This is a genomic window from Pseudomonas silensiensis (genome assembly GCF_050434865.1).
Lineage (GTDB): Bacteria > Pseudomonadota > Gammaproteobacteria > Pseudomonadales > Pseudomonadaceae > Aquipseudomonas > Aquipseudomonas fluorescens_W.
Genome location: NZ_JBNDJH010000027.1, coordinates 1 through 21,975, shown reverse-complemented (window position 1 = coordinate 21,975; position 21,975 = coordinate 1). Strand labels below are relative to the sequence as shown.

Genomic DNA, 21,975 nt, shown 5'->3' with positions numbered 1-21,975 from the left:
GCCCGATAACGTGCGGCGATGGTAACGGATGGGCGCGCCACTGCAAGTGTGATCACTGTAGTTGCGCTTCAGGCAGATTGAGTGTGCGCGGGATCAGCACGGCATCCCAGTGGGCGATGCCCCAGTTCAACACTTCCCTTGGGCTGGCGTAAGCCAGTTCGGCACCGGGGTTCTGCCCCAATGCGCGCAACGCACGCAGCAACAAGGGAGTCGCCTGATCTTCGGTCAACGGCGGCGAACGATAGGACTTGCCGAGCTTGTTGCCATCGGGCTGGGTGATCAGCGGGATATGCAGATAACGCGGTTGCGGCAGGCCGAGTAGTTCTTGCAGGTAGAGCTGGCGCGGTGTGGAGTCGAGCAGGTCGGCGCCGCGGACGATATCGGTAATGCCTTGCCAGGCATCGTCCAGCACCACCGCCAATTGATAGGCGTAGAGCCGGTCGCGGCGACGGATCACGAAATCGCCGACCTCACGGCCCAGGTGTTGGCGGTATTCGCCTTGCACCCGGTCGATGAAGTGGTATTCCAGCTCGGGGACGCGCAGGCGAATCGCAGCATTTTTAGTGTCATGACCGGCATTGCGGCACAGCCCTGGATAAATCCCGTGATAGGGCGCAAGTGTTTTGCGTGAGCAGGTGCAAGCGTAGGCCAGGCCGTGATTGAACAGGCGATTGAGGACTTCGGCATAGGCATCGTGCCGGTCACTCTGTCGCACCATTTCACCATCCCACTCGAAACCGTAGCTTTCCAGGGCTTTAAGGATCGCCGCTTGAGCGCCGGGCTCTTCCCTTGGCGGATCGAGATCTTCCATGCGCATCAGCCAACGGCCACCCACCGAACGCGCGTCGAGGTACGAGGCCAGCGCTGCGACCAGCGAACCGAAATGCAGATGTCCACTGGGCGTGGGGGCGAAGCGCCCGATGTAGGTGGGGGAAACGATGGCGGTCATGGCTGAATATTACTTTGTTGGCGCCTGATAAGCGCACGGCTTGCTCGCGATGGCGATCTTAAAGTCACAGCAGGTATCAGCGAATGTCAGAAACAAAAACGGAGCGTTCGCACGCTCCGTTTTTCGTTCAAGTCGAGATTACTTGCCGACTTGCTTTTCCTTGATTTCCGCCAGGGTCTTGCAGTCAACGCACATGTCGGCGGTAGGGCGGGCTTCCAGTCGCTTGACGCCGATTTCGACGCCGCAAGACTCGCACCAGCCATATTCTTCGTCTTCGATCAGTTGCAGCGTCTTGTCGATCTTTTTGATCAACTTGCGCTCGCGGTCGCGGGCACGCAGCTCGAGGCTGAATTCTTCTTCCTGGCTGGCACGGTCTGCCGGGTCCGGGAAGTTGGCCGCTTCGTCTTTCATGTGATCAACCGTACGGTCGACTTCCTGCATCAAGTCCTGTTTCCACTTATTCAGGATCTTGGTGAAGTGAGCGCGCATGGGCTTGCCCATGTATTCCTCACCCTTCACTTCTTTGTAGGGTTCGAAACCGCTGATCGACTGGTTTTGCTGCTTTGCTTGGGTGGGCATGAAATGGACCGCCTCTACTCTTGTAATCCATTGCGCAGGATTGCTCCATCACCGACACCTGCCGGCCCTGCGGCTGCAAGCGGGCGAACTTACCAGATCAAATCGGACCGCGCTACTCCCGGATGTCGAGGTAGTGGCCCGCTGTGCTTGCAAATGATTGCAAAGCCTTGTCTGGCGGCGCTGGAGACCTGATCAATTATTGATTTTAGTCAAACCTGAGACACTCGCTTGAGTCGTTTGAGACCAGCGTTATAACGGTCTGACCGCTTTAGGTTCTCGCTCGTTCCTGCGCTTGGGTAGAATTGGTTTTTTTTCCCGTTGAAGGAAGGCTAATGGCTCAGTCCTACAGTGCCCGCAGTCGCGCGATCGAACCTTTCCATGTCATGGCGCTGCTGGCGCGGGCCAATGAACTGCAAGCCGCTGGTCACGACGTGATCCACCTGGAAATCGGCGAACCCGACTTCACCACCGCCGAGCCGATCATTCAGGCTGGCCAGGCTGCCCTGACGGCGGGGAAGACCCGTTACACCGCGGCGCGCGGCATTCCCGAGTTGCGTGAGGCCATTTCCGGCTTTTATCAACAGCGTTACGGTTTGAACATCGACCCGCAGCGAATCCTCATCACGCCCGGTGGTTCCGGTGCGCTGCTGCTGGCCAGCGCCTTGTTGGTGGATCCGGGCAAGCATTGGCTGCTGGCGGACCCGGGATACCCGTGCAATCGGCATTTCCTACGGTTGGTGGAAGGCGCGGCGCAGCTTGTTCCTGTAGGTCCAGATGTGCGCTACCAGCTGACGCCGGACCTGATTGCCCGCCATTGGGATCAAGACAGCGTCGGCGCCCTGGTGGCGTCGCCAGCCAACCCGACCGGAACGATCCTGACCCGCGATGAGCTGGCGGGTCTGTCGGCTGCGATCAAGGAGCGTCACGGTCATCTGGTGGTGGACGAGATCTATCACGGTCTGACCTACGGCACCGATGCTGCGAGCGTGCTGGAAGTCGATGACAGCGCCTTTGTACTGAATAGTTTTTCCAAATATTTCGGCATGACGGGATGGCGACTCGGTTGGCTGGTGGCGCCTGAAGCGGCGGTCGGTGAGCTGGAAAAACTCGCCCAGAATCTCTACATCAGCGCCCCGAGCATGGCTCAGCACGCCGCTCTGGCTTGCTTCGAACCGGCCACGATCAGCATTCTGGAAGAACGTCGCGCCGAATTCGGACGTCGTCGGGATTTCCTGCTGCCAGCCCTGCGAGAGTTGGGCTTTGGTATCGCCGTCGAGCCTGAGGGTGCGTTCTACTTGTATGCCGATATCAGCAAGTTCGGCGGCGATGCCTTCGCGTTCTGCCGACATTTCCTCGAGACCGAACACGTGGCGATTACTCCGGGTCTGGACTTCGGTCGGTATCAGGCTGGCCACCACGTGCGGTTTGCCTACACCCAAAGTCTTCCGCGCCTACAGGAAGCGGTCGAGCGGATTGCGCGCGGCTTGAAGAGCTGGCAAGGCTGATGCGTTTTCATCCTCCCCTCGAAGAAGGCCGTTTGATTCGTCGTTACAAGCGTTTTCTCGCCGATATCGAAACCGTTAACGGCGAGTTGCTGACCATTCACTGCCCGAACACCGGTTCGATGCTCAATTGCCAGGTCGAAGGCGGGCAGGTCTGGTTCAGCCGTTCCAACGATCCAAAGCGCAAGTTGCCCGGCACCTGGGAAATCGGCGAAACCCCTCAGGGACGCTTGTTTTGTGTGAACACCGGGCGGGCCAACGGCCTGATCGAAGAAGCACTGCGAGCCGGCGTCATCGCCGAACTGAACGGCTTTACCGAGCTGAAACGTGAAGTGGCCTACGGTCAGGAAAGCAGTCGCATCGACTTCCGCCTCGATTACCCGAGCGGGCCGGCTTATGTGGAAGTCAAAAGTGTCACTTTGGGCTTCGATGGTTCTTCGGTGGCAGCATTTCCCGATGCGGTGACCCAACGCGGGGCCAAGCATTTGCGCGAATTGGCGCATCTGGCCCGGGACGGAATTCGTGCGGTGCAGTTGTATTGCGTCAATCTCAGCGGCATCGACGCTGTGCGTCCTGCAGAAGAAATCGATTCGGCCTACGCCGCAGCCTTGCGTGAGGCGGTGTCGTGCGGGGTCGAGGTGCTGGCCTATGGCGTGCGTTTGACCCACGAAGAAATGGTGGTCGATCGGCGTCTGGATGTGTTGCTCAACGGTTAAAGACTGACCCAGATCCCTTGCTCGTCTTCGCGGCAGGCGACTGTGGTCAAGGACTGACCCGCGCAAGGGCCGGCGACGCATTCCCCGTCTTCGATCAGAAACAGTGCGCCGTGGGTCGCGCACTGGATCAGGCTGTTGCTGGGGTCAAGAAACTGGTCAGGCTTCCATTCCAGTCCGACGCCACGGTGCGGGCAGCGATTGATGTAGACGTAAACCTGGCCGCCACGGCGTACGGCAAAGAGCTTCTGGCCGTCGATGTCGAAACCGCGACTGCTGGCATCGGCCAGCTCAACGCCTGCACAAAGAAACTTCATGTCTATCCTCAAGTCCTGCGGCTCGTGACTGGATATGTCCGAGCTTGACGTGCAAATGCAAACAATTATCAAATGGCTGCCTTGCCTGTCGGGTTCAGGTGCCAGATGCCGAGGATACTTGGCCTGTCATCTCGATGCCCGGGAAAACCCTTAAAGGAAGCTGTTTATGCGCCTGAGTACCCGCGTTGCTGCGCTCTGTGTCGGACTCTTCGTCAGCCACCACGCCGCAGCGGCCGAGTTGCCACAACGTTGGGTCAGTGCCGGTGGGGCTTTATCGGAATGGATCAGCGCGCTGGGTGGTGAATCGAAGCTGGTCGGTGTCGACACCACCAGTCAGCACCCGGAATCGCTCAAGGCATTGCCAAGCATCGGGTATCAGCGGCAATTGTCGGCGGAGGGTATCTTGAGCTTACGCCCGCAGATACTGGTCGGTACCGAGGAAGTGGGACCGCCACCGGTACTTTCGCAAGTTCGCAGTGCAGGCGTGCAGGTCGAACTGTTCTCGGCCCAGCCGGATCTGCCGACCTTGCAGGGTAATTTGCAGCATTTGGGCAAGTTACTCGGCGCTGAAGATCAGGCTTCGCAGGTGTTTCAGATTTATCAACGGCAACTCGATCAACAAAAGATCCGGGTCACTCGGGCGCAGTTGAAGGAAAAATCGCCGGGCGTGCTGTTGTTGCTTGGCCACGCGGGCGGCAAACCGCTCATCGCCGGCAAGGACACCGCCGCCGATTGGTTGCTGCAGCAGGCCGGTGGGCACAATCTGGCCACGCATACCGGCTATAAACCCTTTTCTGTCGAATCCCTGGTCAGTCTGGATCCTGAGATGCTGGTGTTTGCCGATCGGGCACTGACCGGCGATGCGGCCCGTGCGGCGTTGTTCAAGGAGAACCCGATCCTGTCCTCGACCCGAGCGGCCAAGGACGGGCGAGTCATGGAGCTTGATCCGACCTTGTTGGTGGGGGGCTTGGGGCCGCGGCTACCCGCTGCGTTGGAAAAACTGTCTGACGCTTTCTACCCCGGTTCGGCCGGCCAATGACCATCCTGGTTAAACCCCGCGCTTTATTCGTTGGTCTGATCCTGCTGTGTGTGTTGGCCATCTGGTTGTCGTTGGCGCTTGGGCCGGTGAGCTTGCCGCTGTTCGACACCTTGCGTGCAGCCCTGCGGCTGGTGGGTGTACCGATCGCGCCCGACGGGCTGGAACAGGCCGAGCTGATCCTCGGGCAGATTCGCTTGCCGCGAACCTTGTTGGGTTTGGCCGTGGGAGGGGTGTTGGCACTGTCCGGCGTGGCGATGCAGGGGTTGTTTCGTAATCCTCTGGCCGATCCGGGGCTGGTCGGCGTCTCCAGCGGTGCGGCATTGGGCGCGGCGATCGCGATTGTCGGTGGCTCGGTATTCGGTGGACTGCCCGAATCCTTCGGGCCTTATCTGTTATCGCTGTGCGCGTTTCTCGGCGGGCTCGGCGTGACGGCGTTGGTGTATCGACTGGGCCGGCGTAACGGGCAGACCAATGTCGCGACCATGCTGTTGGCCGGTATTGCGTTGACTGCGCTGGCCGGCTCCGCCGTGGGGCTGTTCACCTATCTGGCGGATGACGCGACGCTGCGCACCCTGACGTTCTGGAACCTGGGCAGCCTCAATGGCGCCAGCTATTCGCGGCTCTGGCCGTTACTGCTGGTTAGTGCCGGCGTGGCGCTGTGGCTGCCGCGCCGGGCCAAAGCCTTGAATGCGTTGTTGCTGGGTGAGTCGGAGGCCGGTCACCTGGGCATCGACGTCGAACGGCTCAAGCGCGAATTGGTGTTTTGCACGGCGTTGGGTGTCGGTGCTGCGGTAGCCGCGGCGGGGATGATCGGATTTGTGGGTCTGGTGGTGCCACATCTGGTGCGACTGCTGGCGGGTCCGGATCATCGTGTGCTGTTGCCGGCGTCAGTATTGGCGGGGGCCAGTCTTTTGTTGTTTGCCGATCTGGTGGCGCGACTGGCCCTGGCGCCGGCTGAATTACCGATCGGGATCGTCACGGCTTTCATCGGTGCGCCGTTCTTTCTGTATTTATTGCTCAGAGGGCGTGCCTGATGTTGCGAACGCAAAATCTGCAAATCCGTCGAGGCCGAAAGATTGTCCTGACGGACATCACGCTTGAACTCAAGCCGGGCGAAGTCCTCGGTGTGCTGGGGCCTAACGGCGCCGGTAAAAGCACCTTGCTCGGCGCCCTGTGCGGCGAGTTGCAGGCTCATCATGGCAGCGTCTGGCTTGATGAGCGCGAGTTGAACGATTGGACCGGGACGTCGCGAGCGCAGCGTTTGGCGGTATTGCCGCAGGTGTCGACCCTGGACTTCGCCTTTCGTGTCGAAGAAGTGGTCGGCATGGGTCGCCTGCCGCATCAAAGCGGTCGCGTCCGCGATGACGAGATCGTTGCCGCTGCATTGCACGCTGCCGATGCCGGGCATTTGAGTGGTCGCAGCTATCTGGCCTTGTCCGGTGGCGAACGTCAGCGGGTGCATCTGGCGCGGGTTCTGGCGCAACTCTGGCCGGGCGAAGCAGGGCAAACGTTGTTGCTCGATGAGCCAACGTCGATGCTCGACCCGCTTCATCAGCACACCACGTTGCAAGCCGTGCGCGAGTTCGCCAATCGCGGCGCGGCGGTACTGGTTATCCTGCATGATCTGAACCTGGCCGCGCGCTATTGTGATCGCCTGTTACTGCTCGAAGGCGGGTGCCCTGTGGCGCTCGATACGCCGGAGCAGGTGTTGCGCCCGGAGCCACTCAAGGCCGTGTTCGGGCTGGAAGTGCTGGTGCAGCGGCACCCGGAGCGTGGGCATCCGCTGATCATCGCCCGCTGAGTTTTTTATGGAGTGAAAACATGCGTGGGATTTTGATGCTGGCCTTGCTGATGCTGAGTGCCTGTCAGCATGTTTCGACTCCGCCGCCGGTTGTCGGCGAGATCCGGGACTTGCGCAGCGGTCAGACCCTCACGGCGGAGGAACTGGTTGAGCGGTTGGAGTCGCCTTCACGGCTGATCGTGGGCGAACAGCATGACAATCGCGATCACCATCAACTGCAATTGTGGTTATTGAAGTCGCTGGGTGAGCGGCGAGCTCAAGGCAGTCTGTTGCTGGAAATGCTCACGCCGGATCAACAGCTGCGCGTCGATGACGTTCGTCACGCCTCGACACCACCAGCGGATTTACCCGGTGCATTGGCCTGGCAGTCTGGCTGGGACTGGAATCTGTACGAACCAATCGTTCGTTTCGCCCTGACCCAGCCATACCCGCTGCTGGCAGCCAATCTGGACACGCTTGAAGTCCGTACCGTGTACGCCAACCCTCCGACATTGAGCGGTTCGCGCTCCAACGCTGCTTCAGTCAAGGACGAGTTGCTGAAGCAAGTCAGCGACTCCCACTGTGGTCTGCTGCCCGAATCGCAAATGCCGGCGATGCTGGCGGTCCAGCAACAACGTGACCGACGGATGGCCGAGCGCCTGCGGGCGGCACCCACGCCTTCACTGCTGTTTGCCGGCGCTTACCATGCGCGCAAGGATGTCGGCGTGCCGATTCATGTGCTTGATCTGGGAGAGCGCCAGGCGCCTGTGGTGTTGATGTTGGCGGAGCAGGGCAGCGAGGTCACACCGGCCATGGCGGATTACGTCTGGTACACGCCTGCCAAGCCACCGCAGGATTACTGCGCGCAAATGCGTAAGCAATTTGGCAAGTGAGCGAACGGGTTTTCTCCAGGCAAAAAAAGACCCGGCAAGAGCCGGGTCAAATAACCGTGATTAGCCTGATGAGGAGATATCTGAGAGTCCGAACCAAGGGCTTTTCAAATATCGACCAGTCTCGCGACCAGTTGTGATAATCATAGCGATTCTCATTACCAAGTCAACCGCTGATTTCTCAATTCTTTGAAATGCGCTGCTCGTTCGCTTGAAACGCCCGTAATCATTGGGTTTCAGCCAGTGCGGTTGAGCGAGCTCATCAGAATGATCTGCTTGTTCAGCAGGTCGATACGTCGGGCCATGCTCTCGATCAGGCTGTGGGCGATCTTCGGATTGCTTTGGGTCAGGCTGAGAAACTGGTCCTTGGGAATCAGCATGACAGTGCTGGGTTCGCTGGTGATCACGCTGGCGTTACGCTTCTCGCCAGTGAACACCGCCATGGTGCCGAAAATCTCGTCCTTGGATACATCGCCGACTTTATGCCCGTCGACAAAGGCTTCGGCGTGGCCATCAATGATGACGAACACGTGATCCGGTTCATCGCCCTGACGGATCAACACTTCACCACTGGCCACGCGCTGAAAGCCATTGGTGCTTCGAAACTCGGGTTGTTTGAGGCGGGCGAGTGCGTCGGACAGCAGGGCGGACTGGCCGGCCATGTATTGAAGGAACAGTTCCGAACGCTCCGGGTCGGCATAAATATGCTGAAAAACCTCGGAGCGCAGATAAGGCGTCAGTGCCAAAGGGCTATCGCTGCGAAAGCGGCAGCGGGGCAGCTCTGTACCCTGGCGCAAGCCGATCAGATCTCCCTCGTGCAGATAGAACAATGCCCGATCGTCGATGCATCCATGCAGCAGGCCATTGTCCAGCACAAACAATTGATTGCCGGGTAACAGGACGGCCAGATCATCGACGGCTGAAAATTCGAGGCTCGGTCCGCAGGGCATCAAACCTTCCAACAGCCGGACGGGAATATGTTGCAGTCGGTTGATCAGCGCGTCGGCGTAAGCCGGTTGTTCCCCAAGTAGGTACATGGCTGCTGCGTCCGTTCAGTTCTTGTGACGTGACGAGATAGCTTCCAGCTGTTTGTTCAAGGCGTCCTTGCGCTCGGCGGGAATGTCATTCCAATGCACATCCATCAGGGCGCCTTCGATGGCATATAACAACACCTTGGATGCCCGAAACCCGCGCGTGCGCACGGCCCGATAAGCATCCACCGCCCCCAGTCGACGCAAGTCCGAGGCGCTGTGGATGCCCACGGCATGAAGCCACTGCGCCGACGTCTTGCCAAGATTCTTCAGGTGCTGCAGTTCATCATTCATCAAGCCTCCTTGCGACGGCCGAACGGTGCGTGGGCGAGCTTCTCAGGAGTGTAGCCATCAGTAGGAAAAGCGTGATTGTTTGGTCGGTTTCGACGCAAAAGCTTCTAAGAGGCGAAGCCCCGAAGCTGTGTGAAAGTCCGCGAGTGCGGTAGGAAGAGAGGGCGGTGGAATCAGGTTTTCAGGCAAAGCATGCCCAGCGTTCAGCGCAAAGTGGGGGGCGCCGAACGGGTCAGTTAAAAGTCGTTTTTAGCGGGTGCGATAACGCAGGCGAGTTCCGAAATTCATCGACATCAGGATCTCGTCAGCACTCAGCTCTGGCGGGAAATAGGCGCCGGAGATTTGTGCATGAGCAAGGCTCGCGCCTTCCAGGGAGGCTTTGCGAAAGTCGATGCCGCGCAAGTCGGCTGAGCGGAAGTAGGCATCGCTAAAGTCGACGCCGTCAGCGTTCAGTTCACGCAGGTCCAGCCCCCGGAAATCGCCACCGACCATGTCGATAGGTCCGTCTTTTGGACGCTCGTTGTTGAAGCCAGTGATGTCGTCTTTGTGCAGCAAAGCATAAAGCGGGGTGTCGAGAAGTTTCGGCTGGCTCATGTCAGATCACCTGTTGGTTTTATGACGCCAGTATAGTGCCACTATTTGGCAGCCGTGAAGCCGGCGAAGGCTTCACGGCTGAAATAGTTTCTTACAGGCCCGGCAGGCGCTGGCGAATCTGTGCAACGACTGTGTCGAGGGTTCCGCTTTCATTGGTCTGAACGCGTTTGCTGCAGAGAATCTCTGCTGGCGTCAGAGCCTCGCGAGTGGCTTGCTGGGCTTCGATAACCGCCAGGTTGGCGTCGGACGGGTCCTTTTTGTCTGCCTGACGCAGGGCCAGCCAGCTCTCGATCACCGCTTGCGGCGCATTGCAATCGAGGATCAGGAACGGCGCGCCGGTGGCTTCGGCGATTTTCGCTGCGCCGTCACGCTGGTCGCGCTTGAGGTAAGTTGCATCGACGACCACCGGGAAGCCAGCACGAAGGATCACTGCGGCAATTTCATGCAGGCGGGTGTAAGTGGCGGCGCTGGCGTCGGCGCTATAGATGCCGGCCTGCGGGTCGTTTGGCACGGTTTGCTCGCCGAACAGACGTTTGCGCTCTACATCGGAACGCAGGCGAATGGCGCCCAATGCTTCCACCAGGCGCATGGCCACGTGGCTCTTGCCGACGGCAGATACACCGTGGGTGATGGCCATGAAGCGCGAAGGAATGGTGCTGTAGCTTTCCGCCAGGTTGGCGTAATTGCGGTACTGACGCAGGGTGGTGGCTCGCTGCACCGGGTCGGCCTCGGCCGGCATGCTGAACAGGCTGACCTTGGCGCGAACCAGTGCGCGATAGGCTTTATAGAAGTTCAGCAACTCAAGGCCCTGGTAATCGCCGGTCAGTTCCAGGTATTGGCTGATGAAGCGGCGCGCCAGGCTCTTCAGGCCACGGTCTTCCAGGTCCATCGCCAGGAAACCGGTGTCGGCGTAAACGTCGGTGAAGCGGAACGGTTCGTTGAACTCGATGCAGTCGAAGATCACGACCTTGCCGTCGATCACGGTGGCGTTGCCCAGGTGGATGTCACCGTGGCATTCGCGGATAAAACCTTCAGCCTTGCGCTGGGCGAACAGTGGCTTGAGGCGTTCGAAGCTGCTTTCGGCCCAGGCTTGCAGCGCATCAAGTTGCAGCAGATCGGCCTTGTCGCTGAGGAACGGGCGGATCTGTTCGAAGTTCTGGCGAACCGGTGCCATCACGCTGTCCGGCGTACCGGCTTCGTGTTCGGCAGGCACTTTCGGTGCGCTGAGGTGGAATTGGGCAATCTGCGCGGCCATCTCGTCGATGTGCAAGGGGGTCAATTCACCGTTCGCTTGAAGCGTGCTGAGCAGCTGGCTCTGTGGGAATTGACGCATTTTCAATGCGTAATCGACGACCGGACCCTCGCCACCCAGTTGTGGGGCTTCGGCGCTGCCGGTGATTGGCAACACTTCGAGGTACAAATCGTTGGTCAGACGCTGGTTAAGACGCAGCTCTTCGGCGCAAAAATGCTTGCGTGCATCGAGGTTGGTGAAGTCCAGGAAGCCGAAATTCACTGGTTTCTTCACTTTATAAGCAAACGGGCCGGTGAGGATTACCCAGGAAATATGGGTTTCGATGACCTGGAACCCGTCTACGGGATGCGGGTAGAGGGCCGGGTTTTGCAGGGCAGCGATCAGGGACTGGCTCACAGGCGATCCTTCAGAGTCTGGGGAAAATTCACGGCCGTCATTATGGCCGCAAGTCCGTCTGACGCAAACCTCGGAGGGCTCCTGTTGAGTATGAATAAAGTGCGTATAATCCGCCGCCATGACTCGTACTCGATCCCCCCGCACCCCCAAAAAACCACCTTCCAAGGGCCTGCGCCCCTGGCTGGGCTGGGCCCTTAAACTCAGTCTGGTCGGCCTTGTGGTGCTGGCCGGATTCGCGGTTTACCTCGACGCGATTGTCCAGGAGAAGTTCTCCGGCAAACGCTGGACCATCCCGGCCAAGGTGTACGCGCGCCCGCTGGAGCTGTTCGTCGGACAAAAGCTCAGCAAAGACGATTTTCTGACCGAGCTCGATGCCTTGGGCTATCGACGTGAAAGTGTGAGCAATGGACCCGGCGCGGCGGCTGTCAGCGGCAATACCGTCGACTTGAATACCCGTGGCTTCCAGTTCTATGAAGGCATGGAGCAAGCGCAACCCGTACGGGTGCGCTTCTCTGGCGACTACGTGGCCGAACTTTCGGCGACCAACGGTTCGAAGCTCTCTGTGGTGCGGTTGGAACCGCTACTGATCGGCGGGATTTACCCGAAAAATCTCGAAGATCGCATTTTGATCAAAATTGATCAGGTCCCGCCGTATCTGCTGGAAACTCTGGTTGCCGTGGAAGACCGGGATTTCTACAGCCACTGGGGCGTGTCACCCAAGTCGATTGCCCGAGCCATCTATGTCAACACCTCTGGCGGCAAGATGACCCAGGGCGGCAGTACGCTGACGCAACAATTGGTCAAGAACTTCTACCTGACCAGCGAACGCAGCCTGACCCGTAAACTTACCGAAGCCATGATGGCGTTGTTGCTTGAGCTGCATTACGACAAACGAGAAATTCTTGAGGCTTACCTCAATGAAGTGTTCGTCGGTCAGGATGGGCAGCGCGCGGTGCACGGTTTCGGCTTGGCAAGCCAGTTTTTCTTCGGGCAGCCGTTGTCTGAACTGAAGCTGCATCAAGTCGCGATGTTGGTGGGCATGGTCAAGGGGCCGTCCTATTACAACCCTCGTCGCAACCCGGAACGGGCGCTTGAGCGGCGCAATCTCGTACTCGATGTACTTGAGCAACAGGGCGTTGCCACCGCCGATCAGGTCGCTGCTGCGAAGAAAATGCCACTGGGTGTGACCACTCGCGGCAAGCTGGCGGACAGCTCGTTCCCGGGCTTCCTCGACCTGGTCAAGCGGCAGTTGCGCGAAGACTATCGCGATGAAGACTTGACCGAAGAAGGCCTGCGGATCTTCACCAGTTTCGACCCGATCCTGCAGATGAAAGCCGAGGCGTCGGTCAACGACACCTTCAAGAGACTCTCCGGGCGCAAGGGTTCCGATGAGGTTGAAGCGGCCATGGTCGTGACCAACCCCGAAACCGGTGAAGTCCAGGCCATGATCGGCAGTCGTCAGGCAAGTTTTGCCGGCTTCAACCGTGCGCTGGATGCTGTGCGACCGATCGGTTCTTTGATCAAGCCGGCAGTTTATCTGACGGCCCTTGAGAAGCCGAGTCAGTACACCTTGACCAGTTGGCTGTCGGACGATTCCTTCTCGGTCAAAGGCGCGGACGGCCAAGTCTGGAAACCGCAGAACTACGATCGCCGCTCCCATGGCACTGTATTTCTGTATCAGGGCCTGGCGCATTCCTACAACCTGTCGACCGCGCGTCTCGGGTTGGCGGTGGGCGTGCCGAATGTCCTCAAGACCCTGGCGCGTCTCGGTGTGAGTCGCGAATTCCCGGCGTTCCCGTCGATGTTGCTGGGCGCTGGCGGTTTGACCCCGATCGAAGTGGCGACGATGTACCAGACCCTGGCCAACGGTGGTTTCAATACACCGATGCGCGGGATCCGTAGCGTATTGACCGCTGAAGGCGAACCGCTCAAGCGTTATCCTTTCCAGATTCAGCAGCGTTTCGATCCGGCCTCCATTTACCTGATCCAGAGCGCCATGCAGCGGGTCATGCGTGAAGGTACCGGCAGTTCGGTTTACAACGTGTTGCCGAAAACCCTGACCCTGGCCGGCAAGACCGGTACCAGTAACGATTCGCGGGACAGCTGGTTTGCCGGTTTCAGTCAGGACCTGCTGGCAGTGGTCTGGCTGGGGCGCGATGACAACGGCAAGACTCCGTTCACCGGCGCCACCGGTGCGCTGCAGGTCTGGACCAGTTTCATGCGCAAGGCCGATCCGTTGCCGCTGGACATGCCGCAGCCAGACAACGTTGTTCAGGCCTGGGTCGATTCGCGTACCGGGCAAGGCTCTGATGCCAACTGCCCAGGCGCGGTGCAGATGCCGTATATTCGCGGCAGTGAACCGCCTCCCGGTGCCGCTTGCGGTGGCGAAAGCCCTGTTTCCGGCGAAACGGTGATGGATTGGGTCAAGGGCTGGATGAATTAAGCAAAGAGGGTTTCAAGTGAACAAGTGGTTGATTCCAGCGGTTACCGCCGTGGCTTTGCTCAGCGGTTGCTCCTCCGTACAACGCGGGTCGATTCCGGTTGTGGATTCCGGTAGCGCCGTTTCGAACAGTGAACGGGTTTCGGCGAATGGTGGTTTCCGTCAGACGACGACTAAACGTCCTGTGCAAGCCCAGACCCAGGCAATCCCGCAAGGTGATACCGGCGTCGTCGTGATGGTGCCAGGTGGTGGCGCAGTGACGTCGGCACCGATCAGCACTGCGCCGATTACGCCAGGCCCGATTACCCCGGGGCCGATCGATACCTCGCCGGTTCAGTCGGCACCGGTCAATCAGGGCAGCTACAGCATGCCGTCGACGCCGAGCGGGATTCCTTCGGCGAACTCCGGTGGCTTGTCTGCCGACGAGCAATTGGACGGTCCGGTTCTGGCCTTGCTGACCACCGCTCAGCAGCAACAGGCGAGCGGTGATCTCAACGGTGCTTCCTCCAGCCTCGAGCGCGCCCAGCGTGTTGCGCCGCGTGAGCCGCAAGTGCTTTATCGTCTGGCTCAGGTGCGTATGGCTCAAGGCGATGCGGCACAAGCCGAGCAGTTTGCTCGTCGTGGCCTGACCTTCGCCAACGGTCGTCCGGCACTTCAGGCCAGTCTGTGGCAATTGATCGCTCAGGCGCGTGAGAAACAGGGTGATTCTGCTGGCGCAGCATTGGCCCGTCAGAAGGCCAAGGTATCGCTGTGATGGATGCGCGCTTTCCGAAGATTGCCGAACAGTTGCTATTGATCGAGCGCGAGCTGCGGGTTCAGGGTTGGTGGGACGAGGTCTCGCCCTCCGCCGAAGCGCTTTCCAGTGTCGAACCATTCTCGGTCGATACGCTGGATTTCGAGCAGTGGCTGCAATGGATCTTTCTTCCGCGGATGAAGGTGATCCTCGAGCAGGATCTGCCCTTGCCAAACGCTTCGGGAATTCAGGAGATGGCCGAAATGGTCTTCGCTGCCCGTAATGTTCAAGGCAAGGACCGGCAGTTGCAGGTGCTGCTCAAAGAGTTTGATCTACTGATCACCGCCTCCCGCTAACGCCGATCCGATGCAGGAACTGTCTACTGGCAGTTATCCGCAATCTGATTCTGTGCTTCGCTGATGCGCTCCTGACGTTGCTGGTCGGTCAGGCGGCGCATTTCGCCTTCGACATCCTCTCGTATTCGCGGATTGTTCTGCAGCTGAGCCAGGTTCGTCCGGGCCTGTTCGCAGAATGCCTTTAGCTGGGCTTGCTCCTCGGTCACCTGCTTTTTAACTTTCTTGTCGATCGCCTGTTGATCACCGATGGCGCCGCTGCGTGGCGGCGGGGGCTGGTTGCTTGCAGGCGAGGAGGGCGTGACCACGGTGGTGGCTTCCCGGCCTTGGGGCGGCTGGGCGTCGAAGTGGGTAACGCCTTGGGCGTCGACCCATTTATAGATCTGAGCGGCCATGCACAAAGGGCTGATGCCAATCAGCAGGCTGACGGTCAGGAAAAACGTTCGCATGCCATTTCCTTGTATTGGGTTGCGCAATTGAAGCTAACACAGTTGCTGTTTAGAGGTTTTTTCTTGCTTTCTCATGTGCTTAGTTCAATAAAGCACATAGACGACTTGACTTGGAGAGGACGAAACAGAAGAATCCAAAGTCCGCTGTAGAGGGACTGCCAGAAGCAGGCCCGCTCAGCAGATCATGAGGCGCACATCCGCGCCGACCTGTTACACCCGCAACGCGTTACCTCGCGCTGGGTGGGAAAGGCCCGCAACACTTGGGACGATCCCAATACTTGCTCAGTCAGTGCTGACGTAGTCGGCGACCACCGTCGCTCATGCTCTGCTGAGAAGTAAACCTATTAAGACCCGTCCCCTTTTATGTGGACGGTATTCTGGCGTTTTAGAGGTGAACAACGTGGAGCTTTTATCTGGCGGTGAGATGCTCGTCCGCTTTTTGCGTGACGAAGGCGTCAAATATATCTACGGGTACCCGGGTGGTGCTCTTCTTCATGTCTACGATGCCCTGTTCAAAGAACCGGAAGTGACCCACATCCTGGTTCGTCACGAACAGGCTGCGACCCATATGGCTGATGGTTATGCCCGTGCCACCGGTAAAGCCGGTGTGGTACTGGTGACCTCCGGCCCGGGCGCAACCAACGCCATCACCGGTATTGCCACGGCCTACATGGACTCCATTCCGATGGTGGTCATTTCCGGCCAGGTGCCTAGCACCATGGTGGGCACCGATGCGTTCCAGGAAACCGACATGATCGGTATCTCCCGGCCGATCGTGAAGCACAGCTTCATGATCAAGCACGCGTCGGAAATCCCGGAAGTCATGAAGAAAGCGTTCTACCTCGCGCAATCCGGTCGTCCTGGTCCGGTCGTTGTCGATATCCCGAAAGACATGACCAACCCGGCCGAGAAGTTCGAATACATCTTCCCGAAAAAAGCCAAGCTGCGTTCCTACAGCCCGGCCGTTCGCGGTCACTCCGGGCAAATCCGCAAGGCGGCAGAAATGCTCCTGGCGGCCAAGCGTCCTGTGATGTACGCAGGCGGCGGCGTGATTCTCGGTGGTGGCTCCGCGCCGCTGACCGAGCTGGCGAAGATGCTCAACCTGCCAGTGACCAATACCCTGATGGGTCTGGGTGCCTACCCTGGCACCGACCGTCAGTTCATCGGCATGCTCGGCATGCACGGCAGCTACACCGCTAACCTGGCGATGCACCATGCCGACGTAATCCTTGCAGTCGGCGCTCGTTTCGATGACCGCGTGATCAACGGCCCGGCCAAGTTCTGCCCGAATGCCAAGATCATTCACATCGACATCGACCCGGCTTCGATTTCCAAGACCATCAAGGCAGACGTACCTATCGTCGGTCCGGTCGAGAGTGTCCTGACCGAGATGGTCGCGATCCTCAAGGAAATTGGCGAGACCCCGAACAAGGAGTCTGTTGCCAGCTGGTGGAAGCAAGTTGATGAGTGGCGCGGTGACCGCGGCCTGTTCCCTTACGACAAGGGCGACGGCAGCGTCATCAAGCCGCAGACCGTGATCGAAACCCTGTGCGAAGTCACCAAGGGCGATGCCTTTGTGGCCTCCGACGTGGGCCAGCACCAAATGTTTGCGGCGCAGTACTACACGTTCAACAAGCCGAACCGCTGGATCAATTCCGGTGGCCTGGGCACCATGGGCTTCGGTTTTCCGGCGGCCATGGGCATCAAGCTTAGCTTCCCGGATGACGACGTCGTCTGCGTGACGGGCGAGGGCAGTATCCAGATGAACATTCAGGAACTGTCCACCTGTCTGCAATATGGCTTGCCGGTGAAAATCGTCATCCTGAACAATGGTGTTCTGGGTATGGTTCGCCAGTGGCAAGACATGAGCTATGGTAGCCGTCACTCGCATTCCTACATGGAGTCGTTGCCTGACTTCGTCAAGTTGGCGGAGGCCTATGGTCACGTCGGCATGCGCATCACCGACTCGAAAGATTTGAAGTCGAAGATGGAGGAAGCGTTTGCCATGAAAGATCGCCTGGTGGTGCTCGATATTTCGGTCGACACCAGCGAGCACGTCTACCCGATGCAGATCAAAGACGGCTCCATGCGCGATATGTGGCTGAGCAAGACGGAGCGTACTTAATCATGCGGCACATTATTTCCTTGCTTCTGGAAAACGAACCTGGCGCTCTGTCTCGTGTAGTCGGCCTGTTCTCGCAGCGCAACTACAACATCGAAAGCCTGACCGTGGCACCTACCGAAGACCCGACCCTGTCGCGTCTGACGCTGACCACGGTTGGCCACGATGAAGTGATCGAGCAGATCACCAAGAACCTGAACAAGTTGATCGAAGTGGTCAAACTGGTCGACCTGTCGGAGAGTGCTCACATCGAGCGCGAGCTGATGCTGGTCAAGGTCAAGGCCACCGGTGCCCAGCGCGCCGAGATCAAACGCACTACCGATATTTATCGTGGGCAGATCGTTGACGTCAGCGCTAGCGTGTATACCGTTCAATTGACCGGTACCAGCGATAAGCTCGACAGCTTCATTCAGTCCATTGGCACCGCCTCGATTCTGGAGACCGTCCGCAGCGGCGTAACCGGTATTGCCCGCGGCGACAAAGTACTCAGCATCTAAACCAAATTAGCGAATGGCCTGAACGGCCTGGATATATAGGGGAATTTCATGAAAGTTTATTACGAAAAAGACTGCGACCTGTCGATCATCCAGGGCAAGAAAGTTGCCATCATCGGTTACGGTTCCCAGGGCCACGCTCAAGCGTGCAACCTGAAAGACTCCGGCGTTGACGTTACTGTTGGTCTGCGTAAAGGTTCGGCGACTGTTGCCAAAGCCGAAGCTCACGGCCTGAAAGTGACCGACGTTGCTTCCGCTGTTGCGGCTGCCGACCTGGTCATGATCCTGACCCCGGACGAGTTCCAGTCCGCTCTGTACAAGAACGAAATCGAGCCGAACATCAAGAAAGGCGCCACCCTGGCCTTCTCCCACGGCTTCGCGATCCACTACAACCAGGTTGTTCCGCGCGCTGACCTCGACGTGATCATGATCGCGCCGAAAGCTCCGGGCCACACCGTGCGCTCCGAGTTCGTCAAAGGCGGCGGTATCCCTGACCTGATCGCTATCTATCAGGATGCTTCCGGCAACGCCAAAAACGTTGCACTGTCCTACGCTGCTGGCGTTGGTGGCGGTCGTACCGGCATCATCGAAACCACCTTCAAGGACGAGACTGAAACCGACCTGTTCGGCGAACAAGCCGTTCTGTGCGGCGGTACCGTTGAGCTGGTTAAAGCCGGTTTCGAAACCCTGGTTGAAGCTGGCTACGCGCCGGAAATGGCCTACTTCGAATGCCTGCACGAACTGAAACTGATCGTTGACCTCATGTACGAAGGCGGTATCGCCAACATGAACTACTCGATCTCCAACAACGCTGAATACGGCGAGTACGTGACTGGCCCGGAAGTGATCAACGCCGAATCCCGTCAGGCCATGCGCAACGCCCTGAAACGTATTCAGGACGGCGAATACGCCAAGATGTTCATCAGCGAAGGCGCTACCGGCTATCCTTCGATGACCGCCAAGCGTCGTAACAACGCCGCTCACGGTATCGAAATCATCGGCGAGCAACTGCGCTCCATGATGCCGTGGATCGGTGCCAACAAGATCGTCGACAAAGCTAAAAACTAAGTCGCGCACTTGTACGAAAAACGCGGCCTAGGCCGCGTTTTTTCGTTTGGGTGGCTGGTTCTGGTATAAAGCTGCATCGTTTGCGGCCGAACCGTCGTCCCAGACACCTGTCCAAACTTCCACCCCGTTGCAAGGTAATGTCCATGAGCGAACGTCCCGAAGAGCCAAACCAGGCTTCTGACGCCGAAAGCCTGCTGCCCATCGATGAACACATCGAGGAAGGGCATGACGCTGAAGGCCGTAAAGTCCGGCATCGTGGTATCTATCTTCTGCCGAATCTGTTCACGACTGCGAATCTGTTCGCAGGGTTTTATTCCATCATCAACTCGATGAGCGCCCAGAGCGCCTTGAGTGCCGGTGATTCGATTGGTGCGAGCAAGTATTTTGCTTTTGCAGCGATCGCGATTTTTGTCGCGATGGTGCTCGATGGCCTCGATGGTCGCGTTGCCCGTATGACCAATACCCAGAGCGCCTTCGGTGCCGAGTACGATTCGCTGTCCGACATGGTCGCCTTTGGTGTCGCGCCGGCTTTGCTGGCGTTCGGTTGGGCCTTGGGCGACATGGGTAAGGTCGGCTGGATGGTCGCGTTCATTTATGTTGCCGGTGCAGCGTTGCGTCTGGCGCGTTTCAATACCCAGGTCGGCACGGCGGACAAGCGCTACTTCATCGGTCTGGCCAGCCCGGCTGCTGCTGGTGTGGTTGCAGGCATTGTCTGGGCGTTCAGTGATTACGGCATTCAGGGCTCGAAGATGTCCTTCCTGGTTGCACTGATGGTCGCTGCCGCCGGCATGCTGATGGTCAGCAACATCAAGTACAACAGCTTCAAGGAGCTGGACTTGAAAGGGCGTGTACCTTTCGTGGCGATTCTCGCCGTGGTGCTGGTGTTTGCCGTGGTGTTCAGTGATCCGCCGCGCATCCTGCTGCTGGTTTTCCTCGCTTATGCAGCCTCTGGCCCGGTTCAATATCTGTTACGTCTTCGACGGCACAAAAACGCTTAACTTCCCTCATACTCCGCAGTCTATTGGTGCATCTGTCTCCAAAGCTGCGGAGTTGCCATGCTGATCAAAGTCCCCAAAGCGTCTGACAGCCACGAGTCGGACGTCACGCCTGAATCCTTCTATCTATCTCGTCGCAATGTTCTCGGTGCCGCCGTTGCCGGTTTTGCCGTGAGCAGCCTGCCGCGCTGGGCCAGTGCAGAGGATGCTACGCGTTACGCGGATGTTGAGCCTGGCAAGGCGCCTTCCTGGTTTGCCGAAAAACTGCCTGCTACCAAATGGGGGGCGGTCAACGTCAAGGATGAGGCGATCACACCATTCAAGGACGCAACCCATTACAACAACTTCTACGAGTTCGGCACCGATAAGGGTGATCCTGCCGCCAACGCCGGCGCGCTGAAAACCGAACCTTGGAGCGTGGTAATAGATGGGGAGGTGGGCAAGCCGGGGCGGTACGCGCTGGAAGACTTCATGAAGCCTTATCAGTTGGAGGAGCGCATCTACCGTCTTCGCTGTGTAGAGGCCTGGTCGATGGTCATTCCATGGATCGGATTTCCCATCTCGGCCCTGCTCAAGGAAGTTGAGCCGACGTCCAAAGCCAAATTCATTCGCTTCGAAACCCTGGAAGATCCCAAGAGCATGCCCGGGCAACGTTCCGGTTTTGCCTTGATTGACTGGCCTTATGTGGAAGGGCTGCGCCTGGATGAAGCGATGAATCCGTTGGCGATTCTTGCCGTGGGTATGTACGGGCGGGAGTTGCCGAATCAGAACGGCGCGCCTCTGCGGTTGGTGGTCCCATGGAAGTACGGCTTCAAGAGCATCAAATCCATCGTGCGGATCAGTCTGGTGAGTGAGCAGCCGAAAACCACCTGGCAGAGCATTGCTTCGGATGAATATGGTTTTTATGCGAACGTGAATCCTGCGGTCGACCATCCACGCTGGACTCAGGCGCGCGAGCGGCGTTTGCCGAGTGGACTGTTCAAGCCCAATGTGCGGGATACGCAGATGTTCAATGGTTACTCGGATGAAGTCGCCTCCTTATATACAGGGCTCGATTTGCGGAAGAACTACTGATGCGATTTCCGTTTTGGCGAATTGGCGTCTTTATAGCTGCTGCGGTCTGGCCGCTGCTTTGGTTGTATCAGGCCTGGGAGGATGTGCTGGGGCCTGATCCGGGCAAGGTGCTGGTTGACCGGTTGGGGCTGGGGACGCTTGTCCTGCTACTCATTACTTTAAGCATGACACCTCTGCAGAGGTTTACCGGTTGGGCGGGGTGGGTTGCTGTCCGGCGGCAACTGGGGCTGTGGTGCTTCGTTTATGTGGTTTTGCATTTGAGTGGGTATACGGCGTTCATCCTCGGCTTTGATTGGTCGCAGTTAGGTGTCGAGTTGCGTAAACGGCCGTACATTATTGTCGGGACGCTGGGGTTTCTCTGTTTATTGGCCTTGGCGGCGACCTCAAATCGCTATAGTCAGCGGCGTTTGGGTTCTCGCTGGAAGACGCTGCATCGTCTTGCCTATGTAGTTCTCGGGCTTGGATTGCTGCATATGTTGTGGATCGTGCGTGCTGATCTTAAGGAGTGGGCGGTTTACGCCTCTATAGGTGCATTGCTATTAGTGTTGCGACTACCCCCTGTAACCCGCCGAATCCCACGATTAATAGCCCAAAAGACATCTTCTGCACGAAAAGCATAATTAGGTGTTGACGGCAGATTCTGGAAGTCTATAATTCGCCCCACTTCCGGCGCAGTCGAAACGGAAAACTCCTTGGTAAACAATGAGTTACGCAGGTTTCGACAGCGAGCGGCTTCAGTTCATCGAAGCCCGGAAGGAGTTGGAAGAGCAGGGTGGTTTGGCTCTTTTAACGGTTCGATCTTCTCGGTCGAAAGCGGAGCAAAAGAGGTGTTGACAGCAGCGAGTAACGCTGTAGAATTCGCCTCCCGCTAACGAGAGATCGAAAGCGCAAGTGGTTGAAGTTGCAAAGGAAAC

Annotated in this window: 23 protein-coding genes; 15 read left to right on the top strand and 8 right to left on the bottom strand. The window is 58.4% G+C overall.

The window, feature by feature from the left end:
• Positions 1–52: 52 nt before the first annotated feature.
• Together gluQRS and dksA are read right to left on the bottom strand one after the other, a co-directional pair.
• Positions 53–949 (bottom strand): tRNA glutamyl-Q(34) synthetase GluQRS, encoded by an 897-nt coding sequence (gluQRS, locus tag QF010_RS28445; RefSeq protein WP_429534409.1) that lies wholly within the window; start codon positions 947–949, stop codon positions 53–55.
• Positions 950–1,087: 138 nt separating this feature from the next.
• Entirely contained in the window at positions 1,088–1,528 is a 441-nt protein-coding gene (gene dksA / locus QF010_RS28440; RefSeq protein WP_007902025.1) for an RNA polymerase-binding protein DksA, read from the bottom strand.
• Between the two features lie 332 nt (positions 1,529–1,860).
• Here dksA and QF010_RS28435 point away from each other — a divergent pair, with 332 nt between their 5' ends.
• Both QF010_RS28435 and sfsA read left to right on the top strand, forming a co-directional pair.
• A complete protein-coding gene (locus QF010_RS28435) occupies positions 1,861–3,033 on the top strand; it encodes a pyridoxal phosphate-dependent aminotransferase (RefSeq protein WP_033054357.1) in 1,173 nt (390 codons plus the stop codon).
• Positions 3,033–3,746, top strand: a complete 714-nt coding sequence (gene sfsA, locus QF010_RS28430; protein ID WP_033054359.1) for a DNA/RNA nuclease SfsA — start codon at positions 3,033–3,035, stop codon at positions 3,744–3,746. The genes QF010_RS28435 and sfsA overlap by 1 nt, the downstream gene beginning before the upstream one ends.
• Here sfsA and QF010_RS28425 read toward each other — a convergent pair.
• Positions 3,743–4,060 (bottom strand): Rieske (2Fe-2S) protein, encoded by a 318-nt coding sequence (locus tag QF010_RS28425; protein ID WP_008153288.1) that lies wholly within the window; start codon positions 4,058–4,060, stop codon positions 3,743–3,745. The two genes, sfsA and QF010_RS28425, sit on opposite strands and share 4 nt — an antisense overlap.
• Before the next feature lie 166 nt (positions 4,061–4,226).
• On the opposite strand from QF010_RS28425, the gene QF010_RS28420 reads away from it, so the two are divergent.
• Genes QF010_RS28420 through QF010_RS28405 form a run of 4 tightly spaced genes read left to right on the top strand, consistent with a single transcriptional unit; the run spans position 4,227 to position 7,772 of the window.
• Positions 4,227–5,099: a heme/hemin ABC transporter substrate-binding protein gene (locus tag QF010_RS28420; RefSeq protein WP_033054360.1), complete on the top strand. Its 873-nt coding sequence runs from the start codon at positions 4,227–4,229 to the stop codon at positions 5,097–5,099.
• A gap of 50 nt (positions 5,100–5,149) precedes the next feature.
• The gene (locus tag QF010_RS28415) at positions 5,150–6,133 is read left to right on the top strand and encodes a FecCD family ABC transporter permease (RefSeq protein ID WP_429534442.1); all 984 of its coding nucleotides are present in this window, start codon (positions 5,150–5,152) and stop codon (positions 6,131–6,133) included.
• Positions 6,133–6,900, top strand: a complete 768-nt coding sequence (locus QF010_RS28410) for a heme ABC transporter ATP-binding protein (RefSeq protein ID WP_033054363.1) — start codon at positions 6,133–6,135, stop codon at positions 6,898–6,900. Before QF010_RS28415 ends, QF010_RS28410 begins: the two co-directional genes overlap by 1 nt.
• Positions 6,901–6,920: 20 nt before the next feature.
• Positions 6,921–7,772: a ChaN family lipoprotein gene (locus tag QF010_RS28405; protein WP_429534408.1), complete on the top strand. Its 852-nt coding sequence runs from the start codon at positions 6,921–6,923 to the stop codon at positions 7,770–7,772.
• A 233-nt stretch (positions 7,773–8,005) separates the two neighbouring features.
• Here QF010_RS28405 and QF010_RS28400 read toward each other — a convergent pair whose 3' ends face one another.
• The 4 genes from QF010_RS28400 to QF010_RS28385 form a co-directional block, all read right to left on the bottom strand.
• Complete coding sequence (locus QF010_RS28400) at positions 8,006–8,806, bottom strand: Crp/Fnr family transcriptional regulator (RefSeq protein ID WP_429534407.1); 801 nt, start codon at positions 8,804–8,806, stop codon at positions 8,006–8,008.
• Positions 8,807–8,821: 15 nt separating this feature from the next.
• Positions 8,822–9,094, bottom strand: a complete 273-nt coding sequence (locus tag QF010_RS28395) for a TfoX/Sxy family protein (protein WP_003228231.1) — start codon at positions 9,092–9,094, stop codon at positions 8,822–8,824.
• A gap of 246 nt (positions 9,095–9,340) precedes the next feature.
• The gene (locus QF010_RS28390; protein WP_033054368.1) at positions 9,341–9,685 is read right to left on the bottom strand and encodes a pentapeptide repeat-containing protein; all 345 of its coding nucleotides are present in this window, start codon (positions 9,683–9,685) and stop codon (positions 9,341–9,343) included.
• A 91-nt stretch (positions 9,686–9,776) separates the two neighbouring features.
• Entirely contained in the window at positions 9,777–11,333 is a 1,557-nt protein-coding gene (locus QF010_RS28385) for a bifunctional aminoglycoside phosphotransferase/ATP-binding protein (protein ID WP_429534406.1), read from the bottom strand.
• Between the two features lie 118 nt (positions 11,334–11,451).
• On the opposite strand from QF010_RS28385, the gene mrcB reads away from it, so the two are divergent.
• Genes mrcB through QF010_RS28370 form a run of 3 tightly spaced genes read left to right on the top strand, consistent with a single transcriptional unit; the run spans position 11,452 to position 14,862 of the window.
• Positions 11,452–13,776, top strand: a complete 2,325-nt coding sequence (mrcB, locus tag QF010_RS28380; RefSeq protein ID WP_429534405.1) for a penicillin-binding protein 1B — start codon at positions 11,452–11,454, stop codon at positions 13,774–13,776.
• Positions 13,777–13,792: 16 nt separating this feature from the next.
• The gene (locus QF010_RS28375; protein WP_033054372.1) at positions 13,793–14,527 is read left to right on the top strand and encodes a tetratricopeptide repeat protein; all 735 of its coding nucleotides are present in this window, start codon (positions 13,793–13,795) and stop codon (positions 14,525–14,527) included.
• A complete protein-coding gene (locus QF010_RS28370; protein WP_033054374.1) occupies positions 14,527–14,862 on the top strand; it encodes a YqcC family protein in 336 nt (111 codons plus the stop codon). The genes QF010_RS28375 and QF010_RS28370 overlap by 1 nt, the downstream gene beginning before the upstream one ends.
• A 23-nt stretch (positions 14,863–14,885) precedes the next feature.
• Here QF010_RS28370 and QF010_RS28365 read toward each other — a convergent pair whose 3' ends face one another.
• Positions 14,886–15,308, bottom strand: a complete 423-nt coding sequence (locus QF010_RS28365; protein WP_033054375.1) for a DUF4124 domain-containing protein — start codon at positions 15,306–15,308, stop codon at positions 14,886–14,888.
• Between the two features lie 400 nt (positions 15,309–15,708).
• Here QF010_RS28365 and QF010_RS28360 point away from each other — a divergent pair, with 400 nt between their 5' ends.
• From QF010_RS28360 to msrQ, 6 genes are all read left to right on the top strand, one after another.
• Entirely contained in the window at positions 15,709–17,433 is a 1,725-nt protein-coding gene (locus tag QF010_RS28360) for an acetolactate synthase 3 large subunit (RefSeq protein ID WP_033054390.1), read from the top strand.
• A 2-nt stretch (positions 17,434–17,435) separates the two neighbouring features.
• Entirely contained in the window at positions 17,436–17,927 is a 492-nt protein-coding gene (gene ilvN / locus QF010_RS28355) for an acetolactate synthase small subunit (RefSeq protein ID WP_003176102.1), read from the top strand.
• 48 nt (positions 17,928–17,975) lie between these two features.
• Positions 17,976–18,992 (top strand): ketol-acid reductoisomerase, encoded by a 1,017-nt coding sequence (gene ilvC, locus QF010_RS28350; RefSeq protein WP_007948647.1) that lies wholly within the window; start codon positions 17,976–17,978, stop codon positions 18,990–18,992.
• Between the two features lie 143 nt (positions 18,993–19,135).
• Positions 19,136–19,990, top strand: coding sequence for a CDP-diacylglycerol--serine O-phosphatidyltransferase (gene pssA, locus QF010_RS28345; protein ID WP_008156794.1), 855 nt, complete (start codon positions 19,136–19,138; stop codon positions 19,988–19,990).
• A gap of 57 nt (positions 19,991–20,047) precedes the next feature.
• Positions 20,048–21,061, top strand: a complete 1,014-nt coding sequence (msrP, locus tag QF010_RS28340; RefSeq protein WP_429534404.1) for a protein-methionine-sulfoxide reductase catalytic subunit MsrP — start codon at positions 20,048–20,050, stop codon at positions 21,059–21,061.
• Positions 21,061–21,681, top strand: coding sequence for a protein-methionine-sulfoxide reductase heme-binding subunit MsrQ (msrQ, locus tag QF010_RS28335; RefSeq protein WP_429534403.1), 621 nt, complete (start codon positions 21,061–21,063; stop codon positions 21,679–21,681). Before msrP ends, msrQ begins: the two co-directional genes overlap by 1 nt.
• The last annotated feature ends 294 nt before the right edge of the window (positions 21,682–21,975 follow it).